The organism is Streptomyces sp. NPDC041814 (assembly GCF_055590565.1).
In genome coordinates, this window is record NZ_JBVJAM010000001.1 from 929,674 (window position 1) to 952,802 (window position 23,129).

At 71.9% G+C, this 23,129-nt stretch carries 17 protein-coding genes; 6 read left to right on the top strand and 11 right to left on the bottom strand.

Translation table 11 applies throughout. The features are described 5' to 3' along the window. Positions 1-46: 46 nt before the first annotated feature. The 4 genes from ACZ6C6_RS04160 to ACZ6C6_RS04175 form a co-directional block, all read right to left on the bottom strand. Positions 47-925, bottom strand: coding sequence for an ABC transporter permease (locus ACZ6C6_RS04160; protein WP_469198830.1), 879 nt, complete (start codon positions 923-925; stop codon positions 47-49). Then, complete coding sequence (locus ACZ6C6_RS04165; protein WP_469198832.1) at positions 922-3,585, bottom strand: alpha/beta fold hydrolase; 2,664 nt, start codon at positions 3,583-3,585, stop codon at positions 922-924. The genes ACZ6C6_RS04160 and ACZ6C6_RS04165 overlap by 4 nt, the downstream gene beginning before the upstream one ends. Before the next feature lie 65 nt (positions 3,586-3,650). Continuing rightward, on the bottom strand, positions 3,651-4,307 hold the full coding sequence (locus ACZ6C6_RS04170) for a DUF4291 domain-containing protein (protein WP_469198834.1): 657 nt from the start codon (positions 4,305-4,307) through the stop codon (positions 3,651-3,653). 48 nt (positions 4,308-4,355) lie between these two features. Beyond that, positions 4,356-5,159, bottom strand: coding sequence for a hypothetical protein (locus ACZ6C6_RS04175; RefSeq protein WP_469198836.1), 804 nt, complete (start codon positions 5,157-5,159; stop codon positions 4,356-4,358). Positions 5,160-5,410: 251 nt separating this feature from the next. On the opposite strand from ACZ6C6_RS04175, the gene ACZ6C6_RS04180 reads away from it, so the two are divergent. Both ACZ6C6_RS04180 and ACZ6C6_RS04185 read left to right on the top strand, forming a co-directional pair. After that, positions 5,411-6,136, top strand: coding sequence for a VC0807 family protein (locus tag ACZ6C6_RS04180; RefSeq protein ID WP_469198838.1), 726 nt, complete (start codon positions 5,411-5,413; stop codon positions 6,134-6,136). Between the two features lie 96 nt (positions 6,137-6,232). Continuing rightward, positions 6,233-6,703: a GNAT family N-acetyltransferase gene (locus tag ACZ6C6_RS04185; RefSeq protein ID WP_469198840.1), complete on the top strand. Its 471-nt coding sequence runs from the start codon at positions 6,233-6,235 to the stop codon at positions 6,701-6,703. 40 nt (positions 6,704-6,743) lie between these two features. On the opposite strand, the gene ACZ6C6_RS04190 is transcribed toward ACZ6C6_RS04185, so the two are convergent. From ACZ6C6_RS04190 to iolC, 4 genes are read right to left on the bottom strand one after another with little or no spacing between them, the layout of a single operon-like run. Then, positions 6,744-8,243 (bottom strand): CoA-acylating methylmalonate-semialdehyde dehydrogenase, encoded by a 1,500-nt coding sequence (locus tag ACZ6C6_RS04190; protein WP_469198842.1) that lies wholly within the window; start codon positions 8,241-8,243, stop codon positions 6,744-6,746. A 12-nt stretch (positions 8,244-8,255) separates the two neighbouring features. Then, positions 8,256-10,166 (bottom strand): 3D-(3,5/4)-trihydroxycyclohexane-1,2-dione acylhydrolase (decyclizing), encoded by a 1,911-nt coding sequence (gene iolD / locus ACZ6C6_RS04195; RefSeq protein ID WP_469198844.1) that lies wholly within the window; start codon positions 10,164-10,166, stop codon positions 8,256-8,258. After that, positions 10,163-11,044 (bottom strand): 5-deoxy-glucuronate isomerase, encoded by an 882-nt coding sequence (iolB, locus tag ACZ6C6_RS04200; protein WP_469198845.1) that lies wholly within the window; start codon positions 11,042-11,044, stop codon positions 10,163-10,165. The genes iolD and iolB overlap by 4 nt, the downstream gene beginning before the upstream one ends. After that, a complete protein-coding gene (gene iolC / locus ACZ6C6_RS04205) occupies positions 11,041-12,027 on the bottom strand; it encodes a 5-dehydro-2-deoxygluconokinase (protein ID WP_469198847.1) in 987 nt (328 codons plus the stop codon). The genes iolB and iolC overlap by 4 nt, the downstream gene beginning before the upstream one ends. A gap of 255 nt (positions 12,028-12,282) precedes the next feature. Here iolC and ACZ6C6_RS04210 point away from each other — a divergent pair, with 255 nt between their 5' ends. Next, positions 12,283-12,693 carry a peptidoglycan-binding domain-containing protein gene (locus tag ACZ6C6_RS04210; RefSeq protein WP_469198849.1) on the top strand — a complete coding sequence of 137 codons (411 nt, stop codon included), beginning with the start codon at positions 12,283-12,285 and terminating at the stop codon, positions 12,691-12,693. Positions 12,694-12,751: 58 nt separating this feature from the next. On the opposite strand, the gene ACZ6C6_RS04215 is transcribed toward ACZ6C6_RS04210, so the two are convergent. Further along, a complete protein-coding gene (locus tag ACZ6C6_RS04215; RefSeq protein ID WP_469198851.1) occupies positions 12,752-14,974 on the bottom strand; it encodes an MMPL family transporter in 2,223 nt (740 codons plus the stop codon). 184 nt (positions 14,975-15,158) lie between these two features. On the opposite strand from ACZ6C6_RS04215, the gene ACZ6C6_RS04220 reads away from it, so the two are divergent. From ACZ6C6_RS04220 to ACZ6C6_RS04230, 3 genes are all read left to right on the top strand, one after another. After that, positions 15,159-15,878, top strand: a complete 720-nt coding sequence (locus tag ACZ6C6_RS04220) for a TetR/AcrR family transcriptional regulator (protein WP_469198853.1) — start codon at positions 15,159-15,161, stop codon at positions 15,876-15,878. Between the two features lie 77 nt (positions 15,879-15,955). Further along, positions 15,956-16,264, top strand: coding sequence for a heavy-metal-associated domain-containing protein (locus tag ACZ6C6_RS04225; protein ID WP_469198855.1), 309 nt, complete (start codon positions 15,956-15,958; stop codon positions 16,262-16,264). A gap of 125 nt (positions 16,265-16,389) precedes the next feature. Continuing rightward, a complete protein-coding gene (locus tag ACZ6C6_RS04230) occupies positions 16,390-18,822 on the top strand; it encodes a heavy metal translocating P-type ATPase (RefSeq protein WP_469198857.1) in 2,433 nt (810 codons plus the stop codon). A 532-nt stretch (positions 18,823-19,354) separates the two neighbouring features. Here ACZ6C6_RS04230 and ACZ6C6_RS04235 read toward each other — a convergent pair. Beyond that, positions 19,355-20,653: a citrate synthase gene (locus ACZ6C6_RS04235; RefSeq protein WP_018518088.1), complete on the bottom strand. Its 1,299-nt coding sequence runs from the start codon at positions 20,651-20,653 to the stop codon at positions 19,355-19,357. A 129-nt stretch (positions 20,654-20,782) separates the two neighbouring features. Further along, positions 20,783-23,104, bottom strand: a complete 2,322-nt coding sequence (gene recD2 / locus ACZ6C6_RS04240) for an SF1B family DNA helicase RecD2 (protein WP_469198859.1) — start codon at positions 23,102-23,104, stop codon at positions 20,783-20,785. Positions 23,105-23,129 lie beyond the last annotated feature (25 nt).

Genomic DNA, 23,129 nt, shown 5'->3' on the forward strand with positions numbered 1-23,129 from the left:
ATCTCGATGCGGCAACGACGAGCGCGGAACCGGCGGAATGTCAAGGTCAGGACACGATGTCCTTACGGCTGAACCCACGGAACGCGAAAGCGAACAGGATCAGGGCATAGGTCACCGATACGGCCGCGCCCTTCGCCATGCCGCCCCACTCGATCGTGGGCTGGAGCGCGTCCGCCCAGGCGAACTGCCAGTGGGCGGGCAGGAAGTCGCGCCAGGAGCCGAGCGCGGTCACGGCGTCGAGCACATTGCCGACGATGGTCAGTCCGACCGCCCCGCCCACCGCGCCCAGCGGGGCGTCCGTCCTGGTCGACAGCCAGAACGCGAGCCCCGCGGTCACCAGTTGGGACACGAAGACGAAGGCGACGACGAGAGCGAGGCGCGGCACCGCGTCCCCGGCAGGCAGCGCTCCCCCGGTCGGCAGCTGGAGCGGCCCCCAGCCGTAGGCCGCCGCTCCGGCCGCGAGCGCGACGAGCGGCAGCAGCACCATCGCGGCGAGGCTGAAGCCCAGCGCGACGACGAGCTTGCTCCACAGCAGCCTGGCCCGGGGCACGGGCGCGGCCAGCAGATAGCGCAGCGAGGACCAGCTCGCCTCGGAGGCCACGGTGTCGCCGCAGAACAGCGCGACCGGGACGACGAGCAGGAAGCCCGCCGAGACGAACAGGCAGGTCGCGGCGAAGTTCGCGGCGGACGCGGTCGCCGTGTCCATCAGCGTGATCCGGTCCCCGCCGCCGGGCCCGCCGTCCGGGGTGCCGCCGATCGCGAACGCGATGATCAGGATGAACGGCAGCGCGGCCAGCACCCCGCCCATGAGCAGCGTGCGGCGCCTGCGCAGCTGCCGGACCGCCTCGACGCGCAGCGGGAGGGTGTGGCGGGCCCGGTAGCCGGGCGCCTCGGGGGCCTCGACGAGGCCGGCTGCGGTGCTCATGCGGAGCCTCCGGAGATCAGGGTGAGGAAGGCGTCCTCCAGGCGGCGGTGCGGGCCGACGCCCGTCAGCGGCACGTCGAGGCGGACCAGATCGGCGATCAGCTGCGGCGGGCTCGCCCCGTCGAGCCGGACGAGGAGCCCGTGCCCGTCGTCGGTGCGGACGGCGGATCCGATGCCCGGCAGGGCGGCGACCTTCTCCACGAGGGGTTCGGTGAGCGGGTCGGCGGCGGTGACCAGGAGCATGTCGCCGGAGCCGGTGATCTCGGCGACGGGTCCCGCCTGGACGAGCCTGCCCCGGTCCATGACGACCAGATGCGTGCAGGACTGCTCGACCTCGGACAGGAGGTGGCTGGAGACGATCACGGTGCGGCCCCCGGCCGCGTACCGGATCATCACGTCCCGCATCTCGCGGATCTGCGGCGGGTCCAGCCCGTTGGTCGGTTCGTCCAGGATGAGCAGGTCCGGCATGCCGAGCATCGCCTGGGCGATGGCGAGCCGCTGCCGCATGCCCTGCGAGTACGTGCGCACGGCGCGGGCCAGGGCGTCGCCGAGCCCGGCGATCTCCAGGGCCTCCTCGATCCGCGCGTCCTCGTCGGGGCGTCCGGTGGCCTTCCAGTACAGCTCCAGGTTGGCGCGCCCGGACAGGTGCGGCAGGAAGCCCGCGCCCTCCACGAAGCAGCCGACCCGGGACAGCACGGGCGCGCCGGGGCGGATGGCCCGCCCGAAGACCCGGATCTCGCCGTCGTCGGGGGCGATGAGCCCCATGAGCATGCGCAGGGTGGTGGTCTTCCCGGCGCCGTTGGGGCCGAGCAGGCCGAGCACCTGCCCCTTCTCGACGCGGAACGAGAGGTCGCGGACCGCGTACCGGTCGGCGGACTTGGCGTACTTCTTGGACAGGCCCGTGATCTGCAGCGGCACGTCGGCGAGCGCCGGGTCGGGTGCGGGCGTCGCGGTACGGCGCCGGGCGGTGAGCAGCAGGACCGCGGCGATCACCAGGGCGGCGGCCGGCAGCCCCCAGGTCCACCAGGGCAGTGCGGCCGAGGCGGTTTTCAGGCCGGGCGCGGTGGGAAGCGTGAGGGGCCCGTCGAGGGAGACGGTGTACGTGGCCGGCTCGGCCGGGGACGCGTAGCCGAGGTCGGTCGCGGCGAGGACGAGGCGGAGGCGGTGGCCCGCGTCGAGTTCGTGGTCGACGGCGGGCAGGGTCAGCTCGACCGGCTTGCCCTGCTGCTGGGGCGTGATCCGGTACGGCGCGACGAGCTGGGCGGGCAGCACCTGCCGCTTCCCGTCCGGCGACACGTCGTACACCTTGCCGAACAGGACCGCGTCGCCGTGGTCGGCCTTCACCGTCACCCGGACCGTGGGGGTGCCGGTGACACGGCGGGCGGCGGGCAGCGGGGCGGAGTCGAAGCGGGCGTACTGGCCGGGGAAGTCGACGGCGAGGCCGCCGACGCCGAGGGTGGAGAGCTGGGCGAGCGAGCCGCCGACGCCGGGTACGGCGGAGATCGACGGCGGGTTGGCCCCCGCGGGGTTGCTGATCTTCTGGGTGCGCCCGCGCAGTTCGACGGTACGGGGGCCGCTGCGCAGGCCCGGGTAGGTGTCGCTGCTCGCGCCCCGGGTGAGGGCGGCGCCGTCCGTGGAGTCGATGCCGCCGGTCCGGGTGACGCGGAAGGCCGGGCCGGTGTCGGTGCCTTCCTCCCCCTTCAGATAGCGGTCGAACCAGGCGGCGATCCTCTTCTGTACCCGGCCGGTCTCCATGTCGCCCCCGTCGTGCCCGCCGGCCGCCCAGTCGACGGCGACGGGGGCGCCGTTGTCGGCGATGGCCTTCGACATGGCGTCGGCCTGGCCGAGCGGGAACAGGGAGTCGGTCTGGCCCTGCACGATGAGCGCGGGGGCCTTGATGCGGTCGGCGACGGCGCTCGGAGAGCGCTTCGTGAGCAGGGCGCGGGCGGCGGCGTCCGGCTTGCCGCTGACGGCGACCCGTTCGTACAGGTCGCACAGCTCCTTCTCGAAGTTGCCGCAGCCGCCGCCGGAGTTGACGAAGATCCCGGCCCAGAGTTTCTTGAACACCCCGTCCGGGAAGAGCGCGTCGGCGAGGTTCCAGTAGGTGATCTGCGGGGCGATGGCGTCGACGCGGTCGTCGTACCCGGCGGCGAGCAGCGAGACCGCGCCCCCGTAGGACGCCCCGGTGACGCCGACGCGCGGGTCGCCCTCGGCGTCGAGCCGGACCTCGGGGCGGGCGGCGAGCCAGTCGATCAGCCGGGACACGTCCTTGACCTCGCGGTCCGGGGCGTTCAGGCCGATCTCGCCGCCCGACTTGCCGAAGCCGCGCGCGGACCAGGTGAGGACGGCGTATCCGTCGCGGGCCAGTTGCTCGGCCTGCGCCCGGGTCTCCGCCTTGCTGCCGCCGAATCCGTGGCCGATGAGCACGGCGGGCCGCCGCCCGGCGCCCCCGGCCGTGAAGTACGAGGTGTCGAGGGACACCCCGTCGACGCGCATCATCCGGTCCTGGCGGTGCACGGCCGGGCCGCTGTCGTCGGCCACCGCCGTCCAGGTGCCCGCGCCGGCGAGGACGAGGAGCGCGGCACCCGCCGCCGCCCACCGGCCTCGGGTGCGGGGCAGCAGCCGCCGCCACCGGGAGGTACGCGCAACAGGGGAATCCATGCGTCCGAGCCTATGCGGCCCGCCACCCCCTCCCACCTGCCGCCGGGCGGAACTCCCGGGCATCCTCAAGGCGTACGGAAGCGGCCCTCGTACTCCGGACGCGGTATGTCCTGAGGCGTGGGCAGCGGGGTGCCCTGGGGCAGCGGGTACGGCGTCTCGTCGGGCAGCAGCGCGGTCGCGGCCTCCGTCTCGCCCGCCCTCGCCAGCGCGTGGATCTCCCGGGCGAGCGGGGTGACATCGCGGATCGACACCGTCCACTCGTCCGCGTAACGCCGTGACGCCTCTCCGGACAGGCCGAGCTGGAGCGAGCGGTACGGGAGCCGGTTCAGGTGGAGGTCGCGCTCGGGGTCCCACTGGACGCGGGCGGGGGCCCGGCGCAGGTCGCGCTGCCAGGTGGCGCGGTCGGGGTGCACGCCGCGTTCGTAGTGGGAGAGTTCGGCGTGGGCGAGGGCCCAGTCGAAGCCCTCGCGGGTGATCTCGACGGCGAGGACGGTCTCCTGACCCTCCTTCGTCCCCCAGCCGCAGCGGTACATCATCCACAGGAAGCTCGGCTTGATCCACGTCATGCGGTCGCGTTTCCAGGCGTCCGGGAACCGCCCGTCGCGGGCGGCGGGCAGCCCGAGCGACGGCCTGTACGCCTGATAGACGGTCACGGTGCCGGCGGTGTGCAGGGCGCGGATCTGGTGCTGGGGCGGGATGGCTGCGGATGCGGATGCGGTCATGCAGCCATCCCAGCACCGGCGGCGGGGGACGGCGAACGAGTTTCCGCCCTAGCGCGCGGCGTGCATCACGCGGACGCCGGACCACACGACGACGTGGTCCCCGGTCGACGCCTTCGCGCCGGAGGTGGAGTTCCCGTAATAGTTCCACCGCCAAGTGCCGGAGTCGGTGGCCTTCACGGTGGTTTTGAGCGCCCCCGTCGAGCTGGACGTCACCTTCTTGACCGTCTTGTACGAGGAAGCGCCGTCCGCCTTGAACTGGAGGCTGACCGTGCGGCCCCCGTACCCCTGGTACGTGTGGGTGTCCCAGTTCGCCCGGGTGACCTTGCCCGTGATGGTGATGGTCTTGCCGAACCTGGCCGGCTCGGGTGCGGCGTTGACGGTGACCCGGGTGGCGCGCTGGACCTGGATCGGGAGGTTCATGTCGTCTTTGTCGTAGTCGTCACCGACGTACGAGATCTCGGCTGCGGTCTTCCAGGTGCCCGCGTCCTCGTTGCCGAAGTCGACGTGACGCGGATCGATCTCCAGCCACTCCTCGAAGTCGCAGATCCCCTTCGCCACGGGGCGGCAGTCGCTGGTGGTGATGAGGGTCCACAGGCTGTCCCCGCCTTCGAGGCTCCCCCGGTACGGATACACGGTCGGCCCGTAGTCGAACTTGCGCGTGGTCGTCATCCGGAAAGTGCCATGTACTTCGACCACCTCCTGCACGCCGATCACGATCGGCTTACCGCCGTTGAACGACACCCGGGAGAACGACGCGTCGCCCTCCGCCGCCCCCGCCGGTGCCGCCGCCATCGCGGTGAACACGGCCGCCGCTCCCACGGCCACCACCGCGTTCCACATCGTCTTCGCCATACGCGAGACCGTCCCCTCCCTCTAAAAAAACCGGAACGCCAGTGGGACAAGGGAGGACCCGACCCGGTTGTACGCCGTACGGCAACGATCGGATCACGCGCTCGGAGCCGTACGACCGCATGCGAAGGCCATGACATTCGTCATGCGGAGGTCGGTACACGCGGCTCTGCCGGGGAGGGGGCTCGGATCGGCAGTCTGTAGGTGTCGAGAGCGGGAGCCACGAAGGCGCCGCCGCAACGGGAGGAACCGACATGAGCAGCCCGGCCGCCACACTCACCGCCCCCTCCCCCGCCGTCGACGCCCCGGCCGGCGCCACCGCCCCGATCGCCCCGCGCAAGGCCCTCGTGGACAGCCTGAAGCCGCTGCTGGTGGACGTCGCGCTGCCGCTCGCCGCGTACTACGCGCTGAAGGCGGCGGGAGTCGGCACGTTCGGCGCGCTGGCCTGGAGCAGTGTGGTCCCGGCGGTCCGCACCGTGTGGGGTGCGGTGCGCGAGCGCCGGCTCAACGGCCTCGCGGCGCTGATGGTGTCGGTCAACGCGGTCTCGCTGCTGCTGGGTCTGGTGGCCGGCGACCCGCGGCTGATGCTCCTCAAGGACAGCGGGGTGAGCAGCATCGTCGGGCTGGCGTTCCTGGTGTCGGCGGTACGCGGCCGGCCGATGCTGTCGGCGGGGCTGCGGCCGTGGCTGACCCGGGGCGAGGCCGCCAAGACGGCCGCCTGGGAACGGCTCTCCGCCGGTTCGGCGGCCTTCCGCAAGGCCGAGACCCGGTTCTCGGCGGTGTGGGGCGGGGCGCTGCTCGCCGAGTGCGCGGTGCGGGCCGCGGGCGCGTACACCGTGCCGGTCGAGACGATGGTGTGGGCCGGGACGGTGCTCATGGTCGTCTCGATGGTGCTGGCCTTCCTCGTCTCGGGCCGCTTCGGGGTCGTCCCGATGGAGCGCATGATCGCGGCCGAGGCCGCCGCCGCGACGGATCACTGACGGTCCGCCAGAACGCCGCAGGGCCACTCCGGGGGAGTGGCCCTGCGGTCATATGCGGACCAAAAACCGCTTGACCTCGGCGTTTACCGTTTTCGTATGACTACTTCGCTGAGGCTGGCCGAGGTCACCGCCGGGAACGTGGATGAGGCCATCGGGCTGCGGGTGCGGCCCGATCAGGAGCGTCTGGTGGCGCCGGTGGTGAAGTCCCTGGCCGAGGCGTACGCGCACGGGGAGGCCGCCTGGCCCCGGCTCGTCCTCGACGGCGACCGGCTCGTCGGCTTCCTCATGGCCTTCCTGGACATCGACTTCGCGGGTGACGGCACCGGGCGCGACATCCGTTCGGGGCTGTGGCGCCTGAACATCGCGGCCGGGGAACAGGGGCGCGGCTACGGCCGGTTCGCGGTCGAGTCGGTGGCCGCCGAGATCCGCCGGCGCGGTGGCGACCGGATGTACGTCACCTGGCACCCGGGCGACGACGGCCCCGAGGGCTTCTACCTGGGGCTCGGCTTCCGGCCCACGGGCGAGACGAGCGGGGACCAGACGGTCGGGGTGCTGGAGCTGGGCTGAGTACGGGCCGGGGCGAGGGCCCCGGCCCGTACTGCTGGTCTCAGTGGTTCCTGGGAAAGCCCAGGTCCACGCCCGCCGGAGCGTCCGCCGGGTCCGGCCAGCGGGTCGTGGTGACCTTGCCCCGGGTGTAGAAGTGGACGCCGTCGTTGCCGTAGATGTGGTGGTCGCCGAAGAGGGAGTCCTTCCAGCCGCCGAAGGAGTGGTAGCCGACGGGGACCGGGATCGGGACGTTGACGCCGACCATGCCGGCCTCGATCTCCAGCTGGAAGCGGCGGGCCGCGCCGCCGTCGCGGGTGAAGATCGCGGTGCCGTTTCCGTACGGCGAGGCGTTCATGAGGGCGACGCCCTCCTCGTACGTCGCCACGCGCAGCACGCACAGCACCGGGCCGAAGATCTCGTCCCGGTACGCGTCGGAGTCGGTGGAGACGTGGTCGAGGAGCGAGAGGCCGATCCAGTGGCCGTCCTCGAAGCCGTCGACGGTGAATCCGGTGCCGTCGAGGACCACTTCGGCGCCCTGGGCGGCGGCGCCGGTGACGTAGGAGGCGACCTTGTCGCGGTGGGCGGCGGTGATCAGCGGGCCCATCTCGGACGAGGGGTCCGTGCCGGGGCCGATCTTGATCCGGGCGGCCCTCTCCTTGATCCGGGCGACCAGCTCGTCGCCGATCGCGCCCACGGCGACCACGGCGGAGATCGCCATGCAGCGCTCCCCCGCCGAGCCGTACGCGGCGGAGACCGCGGCGTCGGCGGCGGCGTCCAGGTCCGCGTCGGGCAGCACCAGCATGTGGTTCTTCGCGCCACCGAGCGCCTGTACGCGCTTGCCGTTGGCCGAGGCGGTGGCGTGGATGTGCCGGGCGATGGGCGTCGAGCCGACGAAGGAGACGGCGGCGACGTCCGGGTGGTTCAGCAGCGCGTCGACCGCGACCCGGTCCCCGTGGAGCACATTGAGCACCCCGTCCGGAAGCCCGGCCTCCGCGGCCAGCTCGGCCAGCAGGTTGGCGGCGGACGGGTCCTTCTCGCTGGGCTTGAGCACGAAGGTGTTGCCGCAGGCGACGGCCAGCGGGAACATCCACATCGGCACCATGGCCGGGAAGTTGAACGGGGTGATCCCGGCGACGACGCCCAGCGGCTGGCGGATCGAGGAGACGTCGACCCGGTGGGAGACCTGGGTGGACAGCTCGCCCTTGAGCTGCGTCGTGATCCCGCAGGCCAGCTCCACGATCTCCAGACCGCGCGCCACCTCGCCCAGCGCGTCGGAGTGCACCTTGCCGTGCTCGGCGGTGATCAGCGCCGCGATCTCGTCGCGGTGGGCGTCCAGCAGCGCGTGGTAGCGGAACAGGACCGCCGTGCGGGCGGACAGCGAGGAGTCCCGCCAGGTCCGGTACGCGTCCTTCGCGACCGCCACCGCCGTATCGGCCTCGTCCGGCGAGGCGAACGCGACCCGGGTGGTGACGGCGCCGGTGGCGGGGTCGGTGACCTCGCCGTAGTTGCCCGAGGTGCCCTCGACGGTCTTGCCACCGATCCAGTGGTTCACGGTCTTCATGCTGTGGCTCCTTCAGAGGTGACGGCGTCGGCCGGCGCTGTGTCGTTCGTACTCTTTCCGTGCTTCGACCGCCGCGGGGCGGGTGGCCGTCCCGGCCACGGGAACATCCCACCACGCCTGCGCCTCCGGAGGCCCCTGTCCGGCGCCGGGTGTTTCCGTCCCGACGTGCACGCAGACGGGCCGTGCTTCGGAGCGGGCCTCGGCGAGGGCGGCCCTCAGCTCGGCCACCGTCCCGGCGCGCAGTACGCGCATGCCGAGCGAGGCGGCGTTGGCCGCGAGGTCCACGGGGAGCGGGGGGCCGGTGAAGCCTCCGTCCGCCGACCGGTGGCGGTAGTCCGTGCCGAAGCGCTCGCCGCCGGTCGCCCCGGAGAGGCCGCCGATCGAGGCGTAGCCGTGGTTCTGCAGGACGACCAGCTTGACCGGCAGGTTCTCCTGGACGGCGGTGACGATCTCGGTGGGGTTCATGAGGTAGGTGCCGTCGCCGACGAGCGCCCAGACCGGGCGGTCCGGGGCCGCCATGCACACGCCGATCGCGGCCGGGATCTCGTAGCCCATGCAGGAGTAGCCGTACTCCACGTGGTACTGGCGCGGGGAGCGGGTCCGCCAGAGCTTGTGCAGGTCGCCGGGGAGCGAACCGGCCGCGTTGATGAGGATGTCCTCGTCGGTGACGAGCTCGTCCAGGAGGCCGAGGACCTGGGTCTGGGTGGGGCGGGCCTCCGGGTCGGGCGTGGCGTACGCGGCGTCGACGCGCCGCTCCCAGCGGGCCTTGCTCTCGGCGTACTCGGCCTCGTAGGCGGGGTCCGTGCGGTGTCCGGCCAGGGCCTCGGTGAGGGCGTCGAGGGCGGTGCGGGCGTCGGCGACGAGCGGGAGCGCGGCGAGCTTGTGGGCGTCGGAGCCGGTGAGGTTGATGTTGAGGAAGCGGACGCCGGGGTTCTGGAAGAGGGTCGCGGACGCGGTGGTGAAGTCGGTGTACCGGGTGCCGACTCCGATGACGAGGTCGGCGGTGCGGGCGAGGTCGTCGGCGGTGGCGGTGCCGGTGTGGCCGACGCCGCCGACGTCTGCGGGGTGGTCGTGGCGCAACGAGCCCTTGCCTGCCTGGGTGGAGGCGACGGGGATGCCGGTGGCGGCGGCGAACGCGGCGAGGGCGTCCTCTGCGACGCTGTGGTGGACCCCGCCGCCCGCGATGACGAGGGGGCGGCGGGCGGCGCGCACCGCCCGTACGGCCCGGTCGAGTTCGTACGGGTCGGGGGCGGGGCGGCGTACGTGCCAGACGCGCTCCGCGAAGAACTCCGCAGGCCAGTCGTGCGCCTCGGCCTGGACGTCCTGCGGCAGCGCGAGGGTGACCGCGCCGGTCTCCGCCGGGTCGGCCAGGACGCGCATGGCGTGGAGCGCGGCCGGGATCAGGGCCTCGGGGCGGGTGATCCGGTCGAAGTAGCGGGAGACCGGGCGCAGGCAGTCGTTGACGGAGACGTCGCCCGCGTACGCCACTTCCAGCTGCTGGAGCACGGGGTCGGCGGGGCGGGTCGCGAAGGTGTCGCCGGGCAGCAGCAGGACGGGGAGGTGGTTGACGGTGGCGAGGGCGGCGCCGGTGACGAGGTTGGTGGCGCCGGGGCCGATGGACGTGGTGACGGCGTGGGCGGACAGCCGCCCGGACTGGCGGGCGTGGCCCACGGCCGCGTGCACCATGGCCTGTTCGTTGCGGCCCTGGAAGTACGGCATGGCGGGGCCGGTCTCCAGGAGTGCCTGGCCGATTCCGGCGACGTTGCCGTGGCCGAAGATGCCCCAGGTGGCGGCGATCAGCCGGTGGCGTTCGCCGTCGCGCTCGGCGTACTGGCGCGCGAGGAAGGCGATGAGCGCCTGGGCGGTGGTGAGGCGGCGGGTGCCCGCACCGGCCGGTCCGGGCGTGCCGGGCGTCGCGGTCATGCGTGGTCCTCCGGTCCGTTGAGCGGCAGCCGGGGATCGACCGGCTGGGACGGCCAGGTGTCGCGCACCCACCGGTGGCCGGGGTGGTCACGGATCAGCCACTCCCGCTTCTCGCCGGGGCCCGCCATGACGTTGAGGTAGTACAGGGTGCGGCCGGGCTGGGCGATGGACGGGCCGTGCCAGCCGTCCGGGATGAGGACCGCGTCGCCGCTGCGGACCTCGGCCAGCACGTCCGTACCGCCGGGGCGGGACGGGGAGACGCGGTGGTAGCCGACGCCGTCGTCCTCGACCTCGAAGTAGTAGATCTCCTCCAGGACGGATTCCTCGCCGGGGTGGTGCTCATCGTGTTTGTGCGGCGGGTAGGAGGACCAGTTGCCGCCGGGCGTGAGGACTTCCACGGCGATGAGGCGGTCGCAGTCGAAGGCATCGGCGGCGGCGAAGTTGTTGACCTGGCGGGAGCAGGTGCCCGCGCCGCGCAGTTCCACGCGTACCTCCGGCGCGGGGCCGTAGCGAGCGGGGAGTCGTCGCTCGCACTTCGCTCCTGCCAGGGCGAAGCGGCCGCCTGCGCCGGAGGCGATCTGTGCGTGGGCGTCGCGCGGTACATAGGCGAAGTCGGAAACGCCGCTGAACACGCTCCTACGGCCCAGCAGTTCAAAGATCTCATCTGAGATGTGCACCGTACAGCTGCCGGTCAACGGCAGTACGATCCACTCGCTCTCCCCGGTGACAAGTGTGTGAACTCCTCCCGGTTCCAACTCCAGCACGCGGAGCCCCGAGCGCTCCCAGCCCGCCTGGTCCGGGTCGATGTCCAGGGCGTACGGGCCGTGCGCGGTGGAGCCCGCGGGCAGGTGGTACGCCGGTTCGCCTCGCATGCTCATGCTCCTTCGCCGTGTGCGGTGACCGCGCCTTCGGCGAGCGCGGCCTCGACCTCGTGCGGGAACGGCATCGCGGAGGAGCAGGCGAGCCGGGCGGCGACGATGGCACCGGCGGCGTTGGCGTACCGCACGGTGCGCGCGATGTCCCAGCCGCTCAGCAGCCCGTGGCAGAGCGCGCCGCCGAACGCGTCGCCCGCACCGAGGCCGTTGACCACGTCGACGGGGAGCGGCGGTACGTCGGCGACGGTCCCGTCCCGGTGGACGGCGAGGACGCCCGCGGGGCCCTGCTTGACGACGGCCAGCTCGACGCCGGACCCGATGAGGGCGCGGGCCGCCGCGTACGGTTCGCGCTCGCCGGTGGCGATCTCGCACTCGTCCAGATTGCCGACGGCGACCGTCGCGTGGGCCAGGGCCTCGCGGTAACGGGCGGACGGGCTCGGGCCGGAGGCGCCGGGCGGCCAGAACACCGGCCGCCAGTCGAGGTCGAAGACGGTGATGCCGGAACGGTCACGGGCGCGCAGCGCGGCGAGGGTCGCCGTACGGCTCGGCTCGGCGCACAGGCCGGTGCCGGTCATCCAGAACACCCGGGCGGCCCGGACCGCCGCGAGGTCCAGCTCGGCGGCGTGGATCTCCAGATCGGGGGCCTTGGGCTGCCGGTAGAAGTACAGCGGGAAGTCGTCGGGCGGGAAGACCTCGCAGAAGGTGACCGGTGTCGGGTAGGCGGCGACGGGCGTCACCCACCGGTCGTCCACCCCGAACTCCCTCAGCTGCTCGCGCAGATAGTCACCGAACGGGTCCTCGCCGGTCCGGGTCACCACGGCGGTGCGCCGGCCGAGACGGGCGGCGGCGACGGCCACGTTGGACGGGGAGCCGCCGAGGAACTTCCCGAAGGTGTCGACCCGGGCCAGCGGCACACCCGTCCGCAGGGGGTAGAGGTCCACCCCGATCCGCCCCATCGTGATCACGTCGTACGGCTGCTCAGGCATGAAACGTCCCTTCGGCTGGGCGCCTGTACCTGGATCATCTCCGCTCGGGTCACAGTCAATCGCCCGCCGCACCGGCGACTGCCCGCGCTCCTGCGGGTGGCCGCCCGGGGCGCCCCGACGCTTTCCCCGACGCTTCCGGGTGCTTCGCGCGGTTCGACGGGCCTCCGGCAGTGACGTGGAGCCGGTGCGGGCTGTTGTCCTGGGTGAGACCGGGCCCCCGGGCCCGCCCCCCGCACTCACCGAGGAGCGACCACCATGTCCCGAACCCCTCTGTCCCCGCGCCGGTCCGCCGGCGCCTCGGCCCTGACCGCCGGGCTCCTGGCCGCCGTCGCGCTGGCCGCCGCCGTGGCCGCCGCCCCGGGGGCCGCGGCCGATGCCGAGAACGTGCCCCCGGCCGGGTCCAGCCCCGTGTGCGCCTTCTACGAAGGGGACGGGATGACCGTCTTCGGCGACCAGGGGGACCGCGCCTTCCAGGTGCAGTGCATGCTGGCCAACCGGCGCTACCTGCCGTGGGACGCGGTGGACGGCACGTTCGGCCTGCGCACCCAGGACGCCGTGCGGCGCTTCCAGGCCGACCACCCGCCCCTGCTCGGCACCGGAGTGGTCGACGCGGACACCTGGGCCGCGCTCTGGCGCGGTGACGTCCCGGTCGACGCCGCGGAGTGACGACGGGGGACGGACCGGGCGGAGGGCCCCGTACCGCCCACCGCCCGGCCCCTCCGGCTCACGCCCCGCTGGGCACCCGTTCGGCTTCGGCGTCCGGCTCCGGTATGGACTCCGGCGCCTCCGGACGGCCGGGCTCGCCCTCGCTCAGCCCGAACCGCTGGTGGAACCTCCGCAGCGGTGCCGGGGCCCACCAGCTCGCCCGGCCCATCAGCTTCATGACCGTCGGGACGAGCAGGCTGCGGACCACCATCGCGTCCATGAGCACGGCGAGCGCGATGCCGAGGCCGAGCATCTTGGTGTTGGTCACCCGCGAGGTGCCGATGGCGACCATCACGACCGCCAGGATCACGGCCGCCGCGGTGATCAGCCCGCCGGTGCGCCGGAGTCCGAAGGAGACCGCCTGCTCGTGGTCGCCGGTGCGGTCGTGCTCCTCCTTGATCCGGGAGAGCAGGAACACCCCGTAGTCCATGGAGAGTCCGAAGGCGACGCAGAACATGAGCACCGGCAGCGTCGTCTCTATGTCTCCGGTACTGGTGAAGGCGAGCAGCCCGGAGAGGTGGCCGTCCTGGAAGACCCAGACCACGGCTCCGAACATCGCGGTGAGGCTCAGGGCGTTGAGCATGACGGCCTGGACGGGGATCAGGACGCTTCCGGTCAGCAGGAAGACCAGTAGCAGCGTCACCGAGGCGATGATGCCCACCGCCCACGGCAGCCGGTCGCCGATGGCCGCCTTGGAGTCGACCAGGACCGCCGCCGTGCCCGTCACGGAGGTGTCGAAGGGGGCGGGCTCGGCGCGCAGGTCCTTCACCAGGCGCTGGGCCTCCTCCCCGACCGGCTCGCCCTTGCCGAGCACGCTGAAGTAGGCGCTCCGCCCCTCCGTGACCGGCCCGTCCACCCGGAGGACCCCCGGCAGTGCGGCGAGCCTGCCGCGGTACTCGGCGTACTGGGCAGGGGTCGCCCCGCCCTCCGCCAGGATGTCGAGGCTCCCGCCCGGACTGCCGGGGAAGCCGTCCCGCAGATGCTGCTGCACCACGTGGGACTCGGAGGAGGCGGGCAGCTGGCGGTCGTCCGCCGTACCGAACTTCACGCCCAGGAAGGGCAGTCCGAGGAGGACGAGCCCGACGCCCGTGACCACCGCGAAGACCGGCGCCCTGCGCATCACCAGAGCCGTGAACCGGGCCCACCCCGCACCGGCTTCCGTCCGCGGCTTCGGGCGGCCCCGCCGCAGCGGCTTCCGGAGGTCGAGGGAGTTCACCCGGGGGCCGAGGAGCATCAGCGCGGCCGGGAGAAGGATCAGCGCGGCCGCGGCGGCGAGGAGCACCACGGCGATGCCCGCGTACGCGAAGGAGCGCAGGAAGTACTGCGGGAAGACCAGCATCGCGGCGAGCGACACCGCGACGGTCAGCGCGGAGAACAGCACGGTCCGGCCCGCCGTGCGCAGCGTCGCACCGATGGCCTCCCTGGTCGGGGCACCGGCCGCCAGCTCCTCGCGGAAGCGGCGCACGATGAACAGGGCGTAGTCGATGGCGAGTCCGAGCCCGAGTGCCGTGGTGAGGTTCTGGGCGAAGACGGAGACGTCGGTGAACTCGGTGATGCCGCGCAGCACCGCGTTGGTCCCCAGGATGGCGACGATGCCCACGCCCAGGGGCAGCAGGGCGGCGATGGCGCTGCCGAAGACCATGACGAGCAGCACCAGCGTCACCGGCAGGGCGATCATCTCGGCCCTCAGCAGGTCCTCCTGGATGATCGTCTGCATCTCGTGCTGCACGGCCACGGGCCCGCCGATCGAGACATTCACCGGGCCGTGCCCGCCCCGGTAGGCCGGGGCGATCCGGTCCAGCACCTCGCCCGACGCCTTGTCGTCGCCCTCGATCCGGGCGGCGATCAGCGCCTCCTTGCCGTCTTCGGCGCGCAGCGCGGGCGCCTTGTCCTGCCAGTAGGAGCGGACGCCGACGACATCCGCCTCACCGGCCAGCCGCTTCGTCAGGCGCGCCGCCTCGGCTGCCACGGCGGGGTCGTCGACGGAGGCGCCGCCGCTGTCGACAAGCAGCAGCAGATTCGGCTGGGAGGCGGGAAACGCGCGCTCCAGCGCCTTCGTGGCGTAGGCCGACTCGGCGTCCGGGGCCTGCCAGCCGCCGCTGCCCATCCGGTCGGCGACCCCACTGCCCGCGAGGACCGCGAGCGCGGTGATCACCAGAGCCGTCAGCAGGGAGAGCCGGGGACGCGCGGTGACGAAGCGCGTCCAGCCTCCCGGTCGCCGCGGGCCGTTGACTTCAGGCATGGTGCGATGTCCCCTTTTCCCCCGGATCCGGGCGCGCGGGGCGGCAGCACGAGGCAGCCGCGCAGGGCAGCATGGATCAGTCATTGCCACATACACTGGCAAACACGAGTCATCGCTCGCGTTTCTCAAGAATGCGAGCGACCGCTCGTGTTTGTCAACCGTGCACGAAAGCTGGGGATTCACCGTGTCGCAGTCCAGAGCGGCGGGCTCCGAGGACACCGGGGCCGCCCGAGGAGCCGGGACCACCGGCAACACCGACACCCCCGCCCGGCCGCGCAGGCGGCAGGCCCGGGGTGAGGCCCGTGTCGCACAGCTGCTCAAAGCCGCCGCCAGCGTGTTCTGCACGACCGGCTACACCGCGGCGAGCACCAATGCCATCGCGCGCGAGGCCGGGGTCTCCCCCGGCACGCTCTACCAGTTCTTCCCCAACAAGGAAGCCATCGCGGTCGAGCTCGGCGACCAGCTACTGACCCGCTGGCGGGAGACCTACGGCACCGCCTTCCTGGCCGACCACCTGGAACTCCCGCTGGACCGGATGCTCGACGCCACCCTCGACCCGCTGATCGAGTTCAACTGCGCGAACCCGGCGTTCACGGTCCTGATGCACGGTTCCGAGATCCCCGGCATGGCCACCAAGGACCACGACGCCGTACACGTCACGATGCTGAGCCGCGTCGAGACGATCCTCGCCGGATACCTGCCGGACAAGCAGCCCGCCGAGGTCACCCGGATCGCCACGATGATCTTCAACATCTTCAAGTCCGGGCTGGACGTGATCATGGCGCACGAGGGGGACGAGCGGGAGGCGTACATCCGTGAGGTGAAGAGGGTCCTCCACCGGTACCTCGAACCCATGATCCCCGGCGACACGACGACCGGACCCCACTCGCTTCATACCCCCTAGGGGTATAGAGTGGGGTTGTGGAGGCGCACCGGTACGCGCCCCTCCGCCCCCGTGTGCCCGTCGAAGAGGAGAACACCATGACCGCCGAGACCCAGCTCCCCCAGGCGACCGGCTCCTGCTGCTCGCCCAGCGGTTCCTGCCACGACAGCGCGGGCGCCGACGCCGGGCAGTCCGGCGTGACCACCGTCTACCAGGTGGCCGGCATGACCTGCGGCCACTGCGAGGGCGCCGTCTCCGAGGAGGTCTCCGCCATCGAGGGTGTCACCTCGGTGAAGGCCGTGGCGTCCACCGGGCAGGTGACGGTGGTCTCGGAGGGCCCCCTGGACGACGAGGCCGTGCGCGCCGCCGTGGACGAGGCGGGCTACGAGCTCACCGGGCGCGCCTGACCGCCCCGGGAGCGCCCCGCGATCCCGCACCACTCGCACCACTCGCACCACCCGTCACCGCCGGGCCGGACCGACCAGCAGATACTGGTGGGGTACGGCCCGGTCGGCGTTCCAGGAGTTCGGACATGCACAGCGCATCGGATACGCACAGCGCGACGGAGGCCGGAGCCCCGGCGGCGGAGCCTTCACGGGCCGAGTTCATGATCGGCGGCATGACCTGCGCCTCCTGCGCGGCCCGCGTCGAGAAGAAGCTCAACCGGATGGACGGCGTCACCGCCACGGTCAACTACGCCACCGAGAAGGCCCGCGTCAGCTATGACGGCGGCGCCGTCTCCGTGGGCGACCTCGTCGCCACGGTGGAGCGGACCGGCTACACGGCGAAGCCGCTGCCCGGAGCTGCCGTACGGGCCCCCGGCCCCGCCGCCGCGGAAGCCCTTCAGCCCCCCGAGCCCGCTGTCGCCGCCGAAGCCCCGCAGCCCGCCGGGTCCTCCCGCCACGATCCCGCACCGCGCGCACCCCGGCCGGAAGCGGAACCGGAACCGGAAGCCCCGCCGCACCCCGACGCCACCGCCGACGACACCCCCGACCCCGCCCTCACCGCCCTCCGGCAGCGGCTCGTCGTCTCCGCCGTGCTCGCCGCCCCCGTGGTCGCCCTGGCGATGATCCCCGCCTTCCAGTTCGACTCCTGGCAGTGGCTCTCGCTCACCCTCGCCGCGCCCGTCGTGGTCTGGGGCGGGCTGCCCTTCCACCGGGCCACCTGGACCAATCTGAGGCACGGCGCGGCGACCATGGACACGCTGGTGTCCGTCGGGACGCTCGCCGCCTTCGGCTGGTCGTTGTGGGCGCTGTTCCTCGGGGACGCCGGAATGCCCGGCATGCGGCACGGCTTCGACCTGACGGCCACCGGGGCCGACGCCTCGTCCACCATCTACCTGGAGGTCGCGGCGGGCGTCGTCACCTTCATCCTGCTGGGCCGCTATCTGGAGGCGAAGTCCAAGCGGAGGGCCGGGTCCGCGCTGCGCGCCCTGATGCACCTCGGCGCCAAGGACGTGACCGTCCTGCGCGACGGGGCCGAGGTCCGGGTCCCCGTCGCCCGGCTCGTCGTGGGCGACCGCTTCCTCGTCCGCCCCGGCGAGAAGATCGCCACGGACGGCACCGTGGCCGAGGGCTCCTCGGCGGTGGACGCGTCGATGCTCACCGGCGAGTCCGTGCCCGTGGACGTGGGCGTCGGCGACGCGGTGACCGGCGCGACGCTCAACGTCTCCGGCCGCCTCGTCGTGGAGGCGACCCGCGTCGGCGCGGACACCCAGCTGGCCCGGATGGCGAAGCTGGTCGAGGACGCGCAGAACGGCAAGGCCGAGGTGCAGCGCCTCGCGGACCGGATCTCGGCGGTGTTCGTCCCGGTCGTCCTGCTGCTCTCCCTCGCCACGCTCATCGGCTGGCTGCTGGCCACCGACGACGTGACGGCCGCGTTCACGGCGGCGGTGGCGGTCCTGATCATCGCCTGCCCCTGCGCCCTCGGCCTCGCCACCCCGACCGCCCTCATGGTCGGCACCGGACGAGGCGCCCAGCTCGGCATCCTGATCAAGGGCCCCGAAGTCCTCGAATCCACCCGCCGCGTCGACACCATCGTCCTGGACAAGACCGGCACCGTCACCACCGGCCGCATGACCCTCCAGGCCGTCCACACCACCCCCGGAACCACCGAGACCGACGCCCTCCGCCTCGCCGGAGCCCTGGAACACGCCTCCGAACACCCCATCGCCCAAGCGGTCGCCACCGGAGCCGCCGAACGCACCGGCACCGCCCTCCCCGCCGCCGAGGGCTTCACCAACGTGCCCGGGCTCGGCGTCCGGGGCACCGTCGAGGGCCACACCGTCCTCGTCGGGCGCCCCAGGCTGCTCACGGAGGCCGGAATGCCCCTCCCCGGCACCCTGGCCGCCGCCGTCACGGACGCCGCCGCTCAAGGGCGCACGGCCATCGCGGTCGGCTGGGACGGCGAGGCGCGCGCGGTCCTGGAAGTCGCCGACGCGATCAAGGACACCAGCGCGGAGGCCGTCACCGCGCTCCGGGACCTCGGCCTCACACCGATCCTGCTGACCGGCGACAACCGCGCCGTGGCAGAGTCCGTGGCCCGGGAGGCCGGGATCGACGAGGTCCGCGCCGAGGTGCTGCCGGAGGAGAAGGCGCACGTCATCCGGGGTCTCCAGGAGCAGGGGCGGGTCGTCGCCATGGTCGGCGACGGGGTCAACGACGCCGCCGCGCTGGCCACCGCCGACCTGGGCCTGGCGATGGGCACGGGCACGGACGCCGCGATCGAGGCCGGCGACCTCACCCTGGTTCGTGGAGATCTCAAGGTGACAGCGGACGCCATCCGCCTCTCCCGGCGCACCCTCACCACCATCAGGGGCAACCTTTTCTGGGCATTCGGCTACAACGTGGCCGCCCTACCCCTTGCGGCATTTGGGCTGCTCAACCCTATGATTGCCGGAGCGGCGATGGCGTTCTCATCGGTCTTCGTCGTGACGAACAGCCTGCGCCTGCGCTCCTTCACGTAATTTCCACAATGAGATTCAGATCACATCGGTTTCAGGGTAACCATTCGATGGGCTCGTAAGTCTTAGAGTGCGATGCCAAGGATGTCTTGGGGGACGTCCGACGGAGCATCTTGGGGGATGCTCCGGGCAAGAGTGGGCCGGGGCACGTACACCGGGGAGCTTTGAGCGGCCCTCCCGTCGGTACGTACCCCGGCAGACCACAGCGCAGGAGCAGGACAAGCAGTACCGAGGCACAGCCCAGGAGCTACGGCTCCCACTGAACGCCCGGCCGGATCCCGTGGGGGGAATCCGCTCCGGGACATGGGAAGCGCCTCGCTGTCGGCCCGTGGGGGGATCGATGGCGAGGCGCTTCTCTCTTGCACGGGAGCGCTCCCGGACCGGCGCGCGCCCCGGCGTACGCGCCCAGCCCGCTCCCGTACGCCCCCCGGAACGCCCGACGCCCCCGCTCGCCGCGTCGCTCGGGGCGAGGGCGCGGCAGGCGGGGGCGCGGGTCCGGCGTCAGTCAGGGCCGGGGTGAAGCGGGAGGGAGCGTTCAGCGGCCCTCGACCGGGACGAAGTCGCGCAGGACCTCGCCGGTGTAGATCTGGCGCGGGCGGCCGATGCGGGAGCCGGGCTCCTTGATCATCTCGTGCCACTGGGCGATCCAGCCGGGGAGCCGGCCGAGCGCGAAGAGCACGGTGAACATCTCGGTCGGGAAGCCCATCGCGCGGTAGATGAGGCCCGTGTAGAAGTCCACGTTCGGGTAGAGGTTGCGCGAGACGAAGTACTCGTCGGAGAGCGCGTGCTCCTCCAGCTTGAGCGCGATGTCCAGCAGCTCGTCGGACTTGCCGAGGGCGGACAGCACGTCGTGCGCGGCGGCCTTGATGATCTTGGCGCGCGGGTCGAAGGACTTGTACACCCGGTGACCGAAGCCCATCAGGCGGACGCCGTCCTCCTTGTTCTTCACCTTGCGGATGAAGGAGTCGACGTCGCCGCCGTTGGCCTGGATGCCTTCCAGCATCTCCAGGACCGACTGGTTGGCGCCGCCGTGCAGGGGGCCCCAGAGCGCCGAGATACCGGCGGAGATCGAGGCGAACATGTTCGCCTGCGAGGAGCCGACCAGGCGCACGGTGGAGGTCGAACAGTTCTGCTCGTGGTCCGCGTGCAGGATGAGCAGCTTGTCGAGCGCCGAGACGACGACCGGGTCGAGCTCGTACTCCTGGGCGGGGACCGAGAAGGTCATGCGCAGGAAGTTCTCGACGTAGCCCAGGTCGTTGCGCGGGTAGACGAACGGGTGACCGATCGACTTCTTGTACGCGTACGCGGCGATGGTCGGGAGCTTGGCGAGCAGCCGGATCGTCGAGAGGTGGCGCTGCTCCTCGTCGAACGGGTTGTGGCTGTCCTGGTAGAACGTGGACAGCGCGCTGACGACCGAGGACAGCATGGCCATCGGGTGGGCGTCGCGGGGGAAGCCGTCGAAGAACCGCTTGACGTCCTCGTGCAGCAGCGTGTGCTGGGTGATCTCGTTCTTGAAGGTCGACAGCTCGTCGACCTTGGGAAGCTCACCGTTGATCAGCGTGTACGCGACCTCAAGGAAGGTCGAACGCTCCGCGAGCTGCTCGATCGGGTAGCCGCGGTAGCGCAGGATGCCCTGCTCGCCGTCGAGGTAGGTGATGGCCGATTTATAGGCAGCGGTGTTGCCGTATCCGCTGTCCAGCGTCACCAGGCCGGTGTTCGCCCGGAGCTTCCCGATGTCGAAGCCCTTGTCGCCGACGGTGCTGTCGATCACCGGGTAGGTGTACTCGCCATCGCCGTACCGCAGTACCACAGCGTTGTTGGTGTGCTCGCTCACGTCATCCCTCACCGACGTAGTGCCTCTTCTTCGAGGTTCCCTGACTGTCTCCACCCTCCCCCATTTGGCTCAGGAGAGTGCACTCGGGGTCGTCCATTGGACCTACTCGCGGCACTGAGTGCCGCGAACTTAGCCATCCTGCCCCCTTGACTGCGGTTCCGGAAGACCTCCGTGATGTTTCCCACCGATTTGATCGATCATTTTTACCGACGATCCTCCGTCGCCGCCTCCTCGGAGCCGGTGATCCAGCGCCGTACAGCGTCTGCCTGCGGAAACCGTGCGGACCGCCTGGCCGATCGCCTGCCGCGAGCCGACCAGTACGACGAGCTTCTTGGCTCTGGTCACGGCGGTGTAGAGCAGGTTGCGCTGGAGCATCATCCAGGCACTCTTCGTCACGGGGATGACGACGGCCGGGTACTCGCTGCCCTGGGAACGGTGGATCGTCATGGCGTACGCGTGGGCGAGTTCGTCCAGCTCGTCGAAGTCGTAGCCGATCTCCTCGTCCTCGTCGGTGAGGACTGTCAGCCGCTGTTCGTCCAGGTCCAGGCCGGTGACGACGCCGACGGTGCCGTTGAAGACCCCGTTCTCCCCCTTGTCGTAGTTGTTGCGGATCTGGGTGACCTTGTCCCCCACCCGGAAGACCCGGCCGCCGAACCGCTTCTCGGGCACGCCCGGCCTGCCCGGGGTGATCGCCTGCTGGAGCAGACCGTTGAGATGTCCGGCCCCGGCCGGGCCCCGGTGCATGGGGGCGAGCACCTGGACGTCCCGGCGCGGGTTCAGCCCGAACTTGGCCGGAATGCGGCGGGACGCGACGTCCACCGCGAGCACCCCGGCGTCCTCCGTCTCGTCCTCCACGAAGAGGAAGAAGTCACTGAGCCCCTGAGTGAGGGGCGGTACGCCGGAGTTGATGCGGTGCGCGTTGGTGACGACGCCCGACTGCTGGGCCTGGCGGAAAATCGTGGTCAGCCGGACCGCGGGCACGGGGCCGCCCTCGGCGAGGAGGTCCCGCAGCACCTCCCCCGCCCCCACGGACGGCAGCTGGTCCACATCGCCGACCAGCAGCAGGTGGGCACCCGGTGCCACCGCCTTCACCAGCTTGTTGGCGAGCAGCAGATCGAGCATCGACGCCTCGTCCACGACGACCAGATCGGCGTCGAGCGGGCGGTCCTTGTCGTACGCCGCGTCGCCCCCGGGCTTCAGTTCGAGGAGACGGTGCACGGTGGAGGCTTCGGCCCCGGTCAGCTCGGACAGCCGCTTGGCGGCCCGCCCGGTCGGCGCGGCCAGCACCACCTTCGCCTTCTTGGCCCGGGCCAGCTCCACGATGGACCGGACGGTGAACGACTTGCCGCAGCCGGGGCCGCCGGTGAGCACGGCGACCTTCCGGGTGAGCGCGAGCCGCACGGCGGCCTCCTGCTCGGGCGCCAGCGTGGCGCCCGTCCGGCCCCCGAGCCACTTCAGCGCCTTCTCCCAGTCCACGTCCGCGAAGGCCGGCATCCGTTCCTCCGGCGTCCGCAGCAATCGCCGCACCTGGGCGGCGAGGGAGATCTCCGCCCGGTGGAACGGCACCAGATAGACCGCCGTGACCGGCTCCCCGCCCTCGGGCGACGGCACCTTCTCCCGTACGACGCCCTCCGGTTCCTCGGCCAGCTCCGCCAGGCACTCGATGACGAGCCCGGTGTCCACCTGGAGCAGCTTCACCGCGTCCGCGATCAGCCGCTCCTCGGGCAGGAAGCAGTGGCCCTGGTCGGTGGACTGCGACAGCGCGTACTGCAGCCCGGCCTTGACCCGTTCCGGGCTGTCGTGCGGGATGCCCACGGCCTGGGCGATCCTGTCGGCGGTCAGGAACCCGATGCCCCAGACGTCGGCGGCCAGCCGGTAGGGCTGGTTCTTCACGACGGAGATCGAGGCGTCCTCGTACTTCTTGTAGATCCGCACGGCGATGGACGTGGAGACGCCGACGCCCTGGAGGAAGACCATGACCTCCTTGATGGCCTTCTGCTCCTCCCAGGCGGCGGCGATCATCTTCGTCCGCTTGGGGCCGAGCCCGGGGACCTCGATGAGCCGCTTGGGCTCGCGCTCGATGATGTCGAGCGTGTCCACTCCGAAGTGGGTCGTGATCCGGTCGGCCATGACCGGCCCGATGCCCTTGATCAGCCCGGAGCCTAGGTAGCGCCGGATGCCCTGGATCGTGGCGGGGAGGACGGTCCGGTAGTTCTCGACGTGGAACTGCTTCCCGTACTGCGAGTGGGAGCCCCAACGCCCCTCCATCCGCAAGGACTCCCCGGGCTGCGCCCCGAGCAGCGCCCCGACGACGGTGAGCAGATCGTTGGCTCCCCGCCCGGTGTCGACACGGGCGACGGTGTACCCGTTCTCCTCGTTGGCGTACGTGATCCGTTCGAGGACGCCTTCGAGGACGGCCAGGTTGGGGGTGTGGGACGCGGTGGTGGCCATGGGGCGACGGTATCGGGCGGGTGCG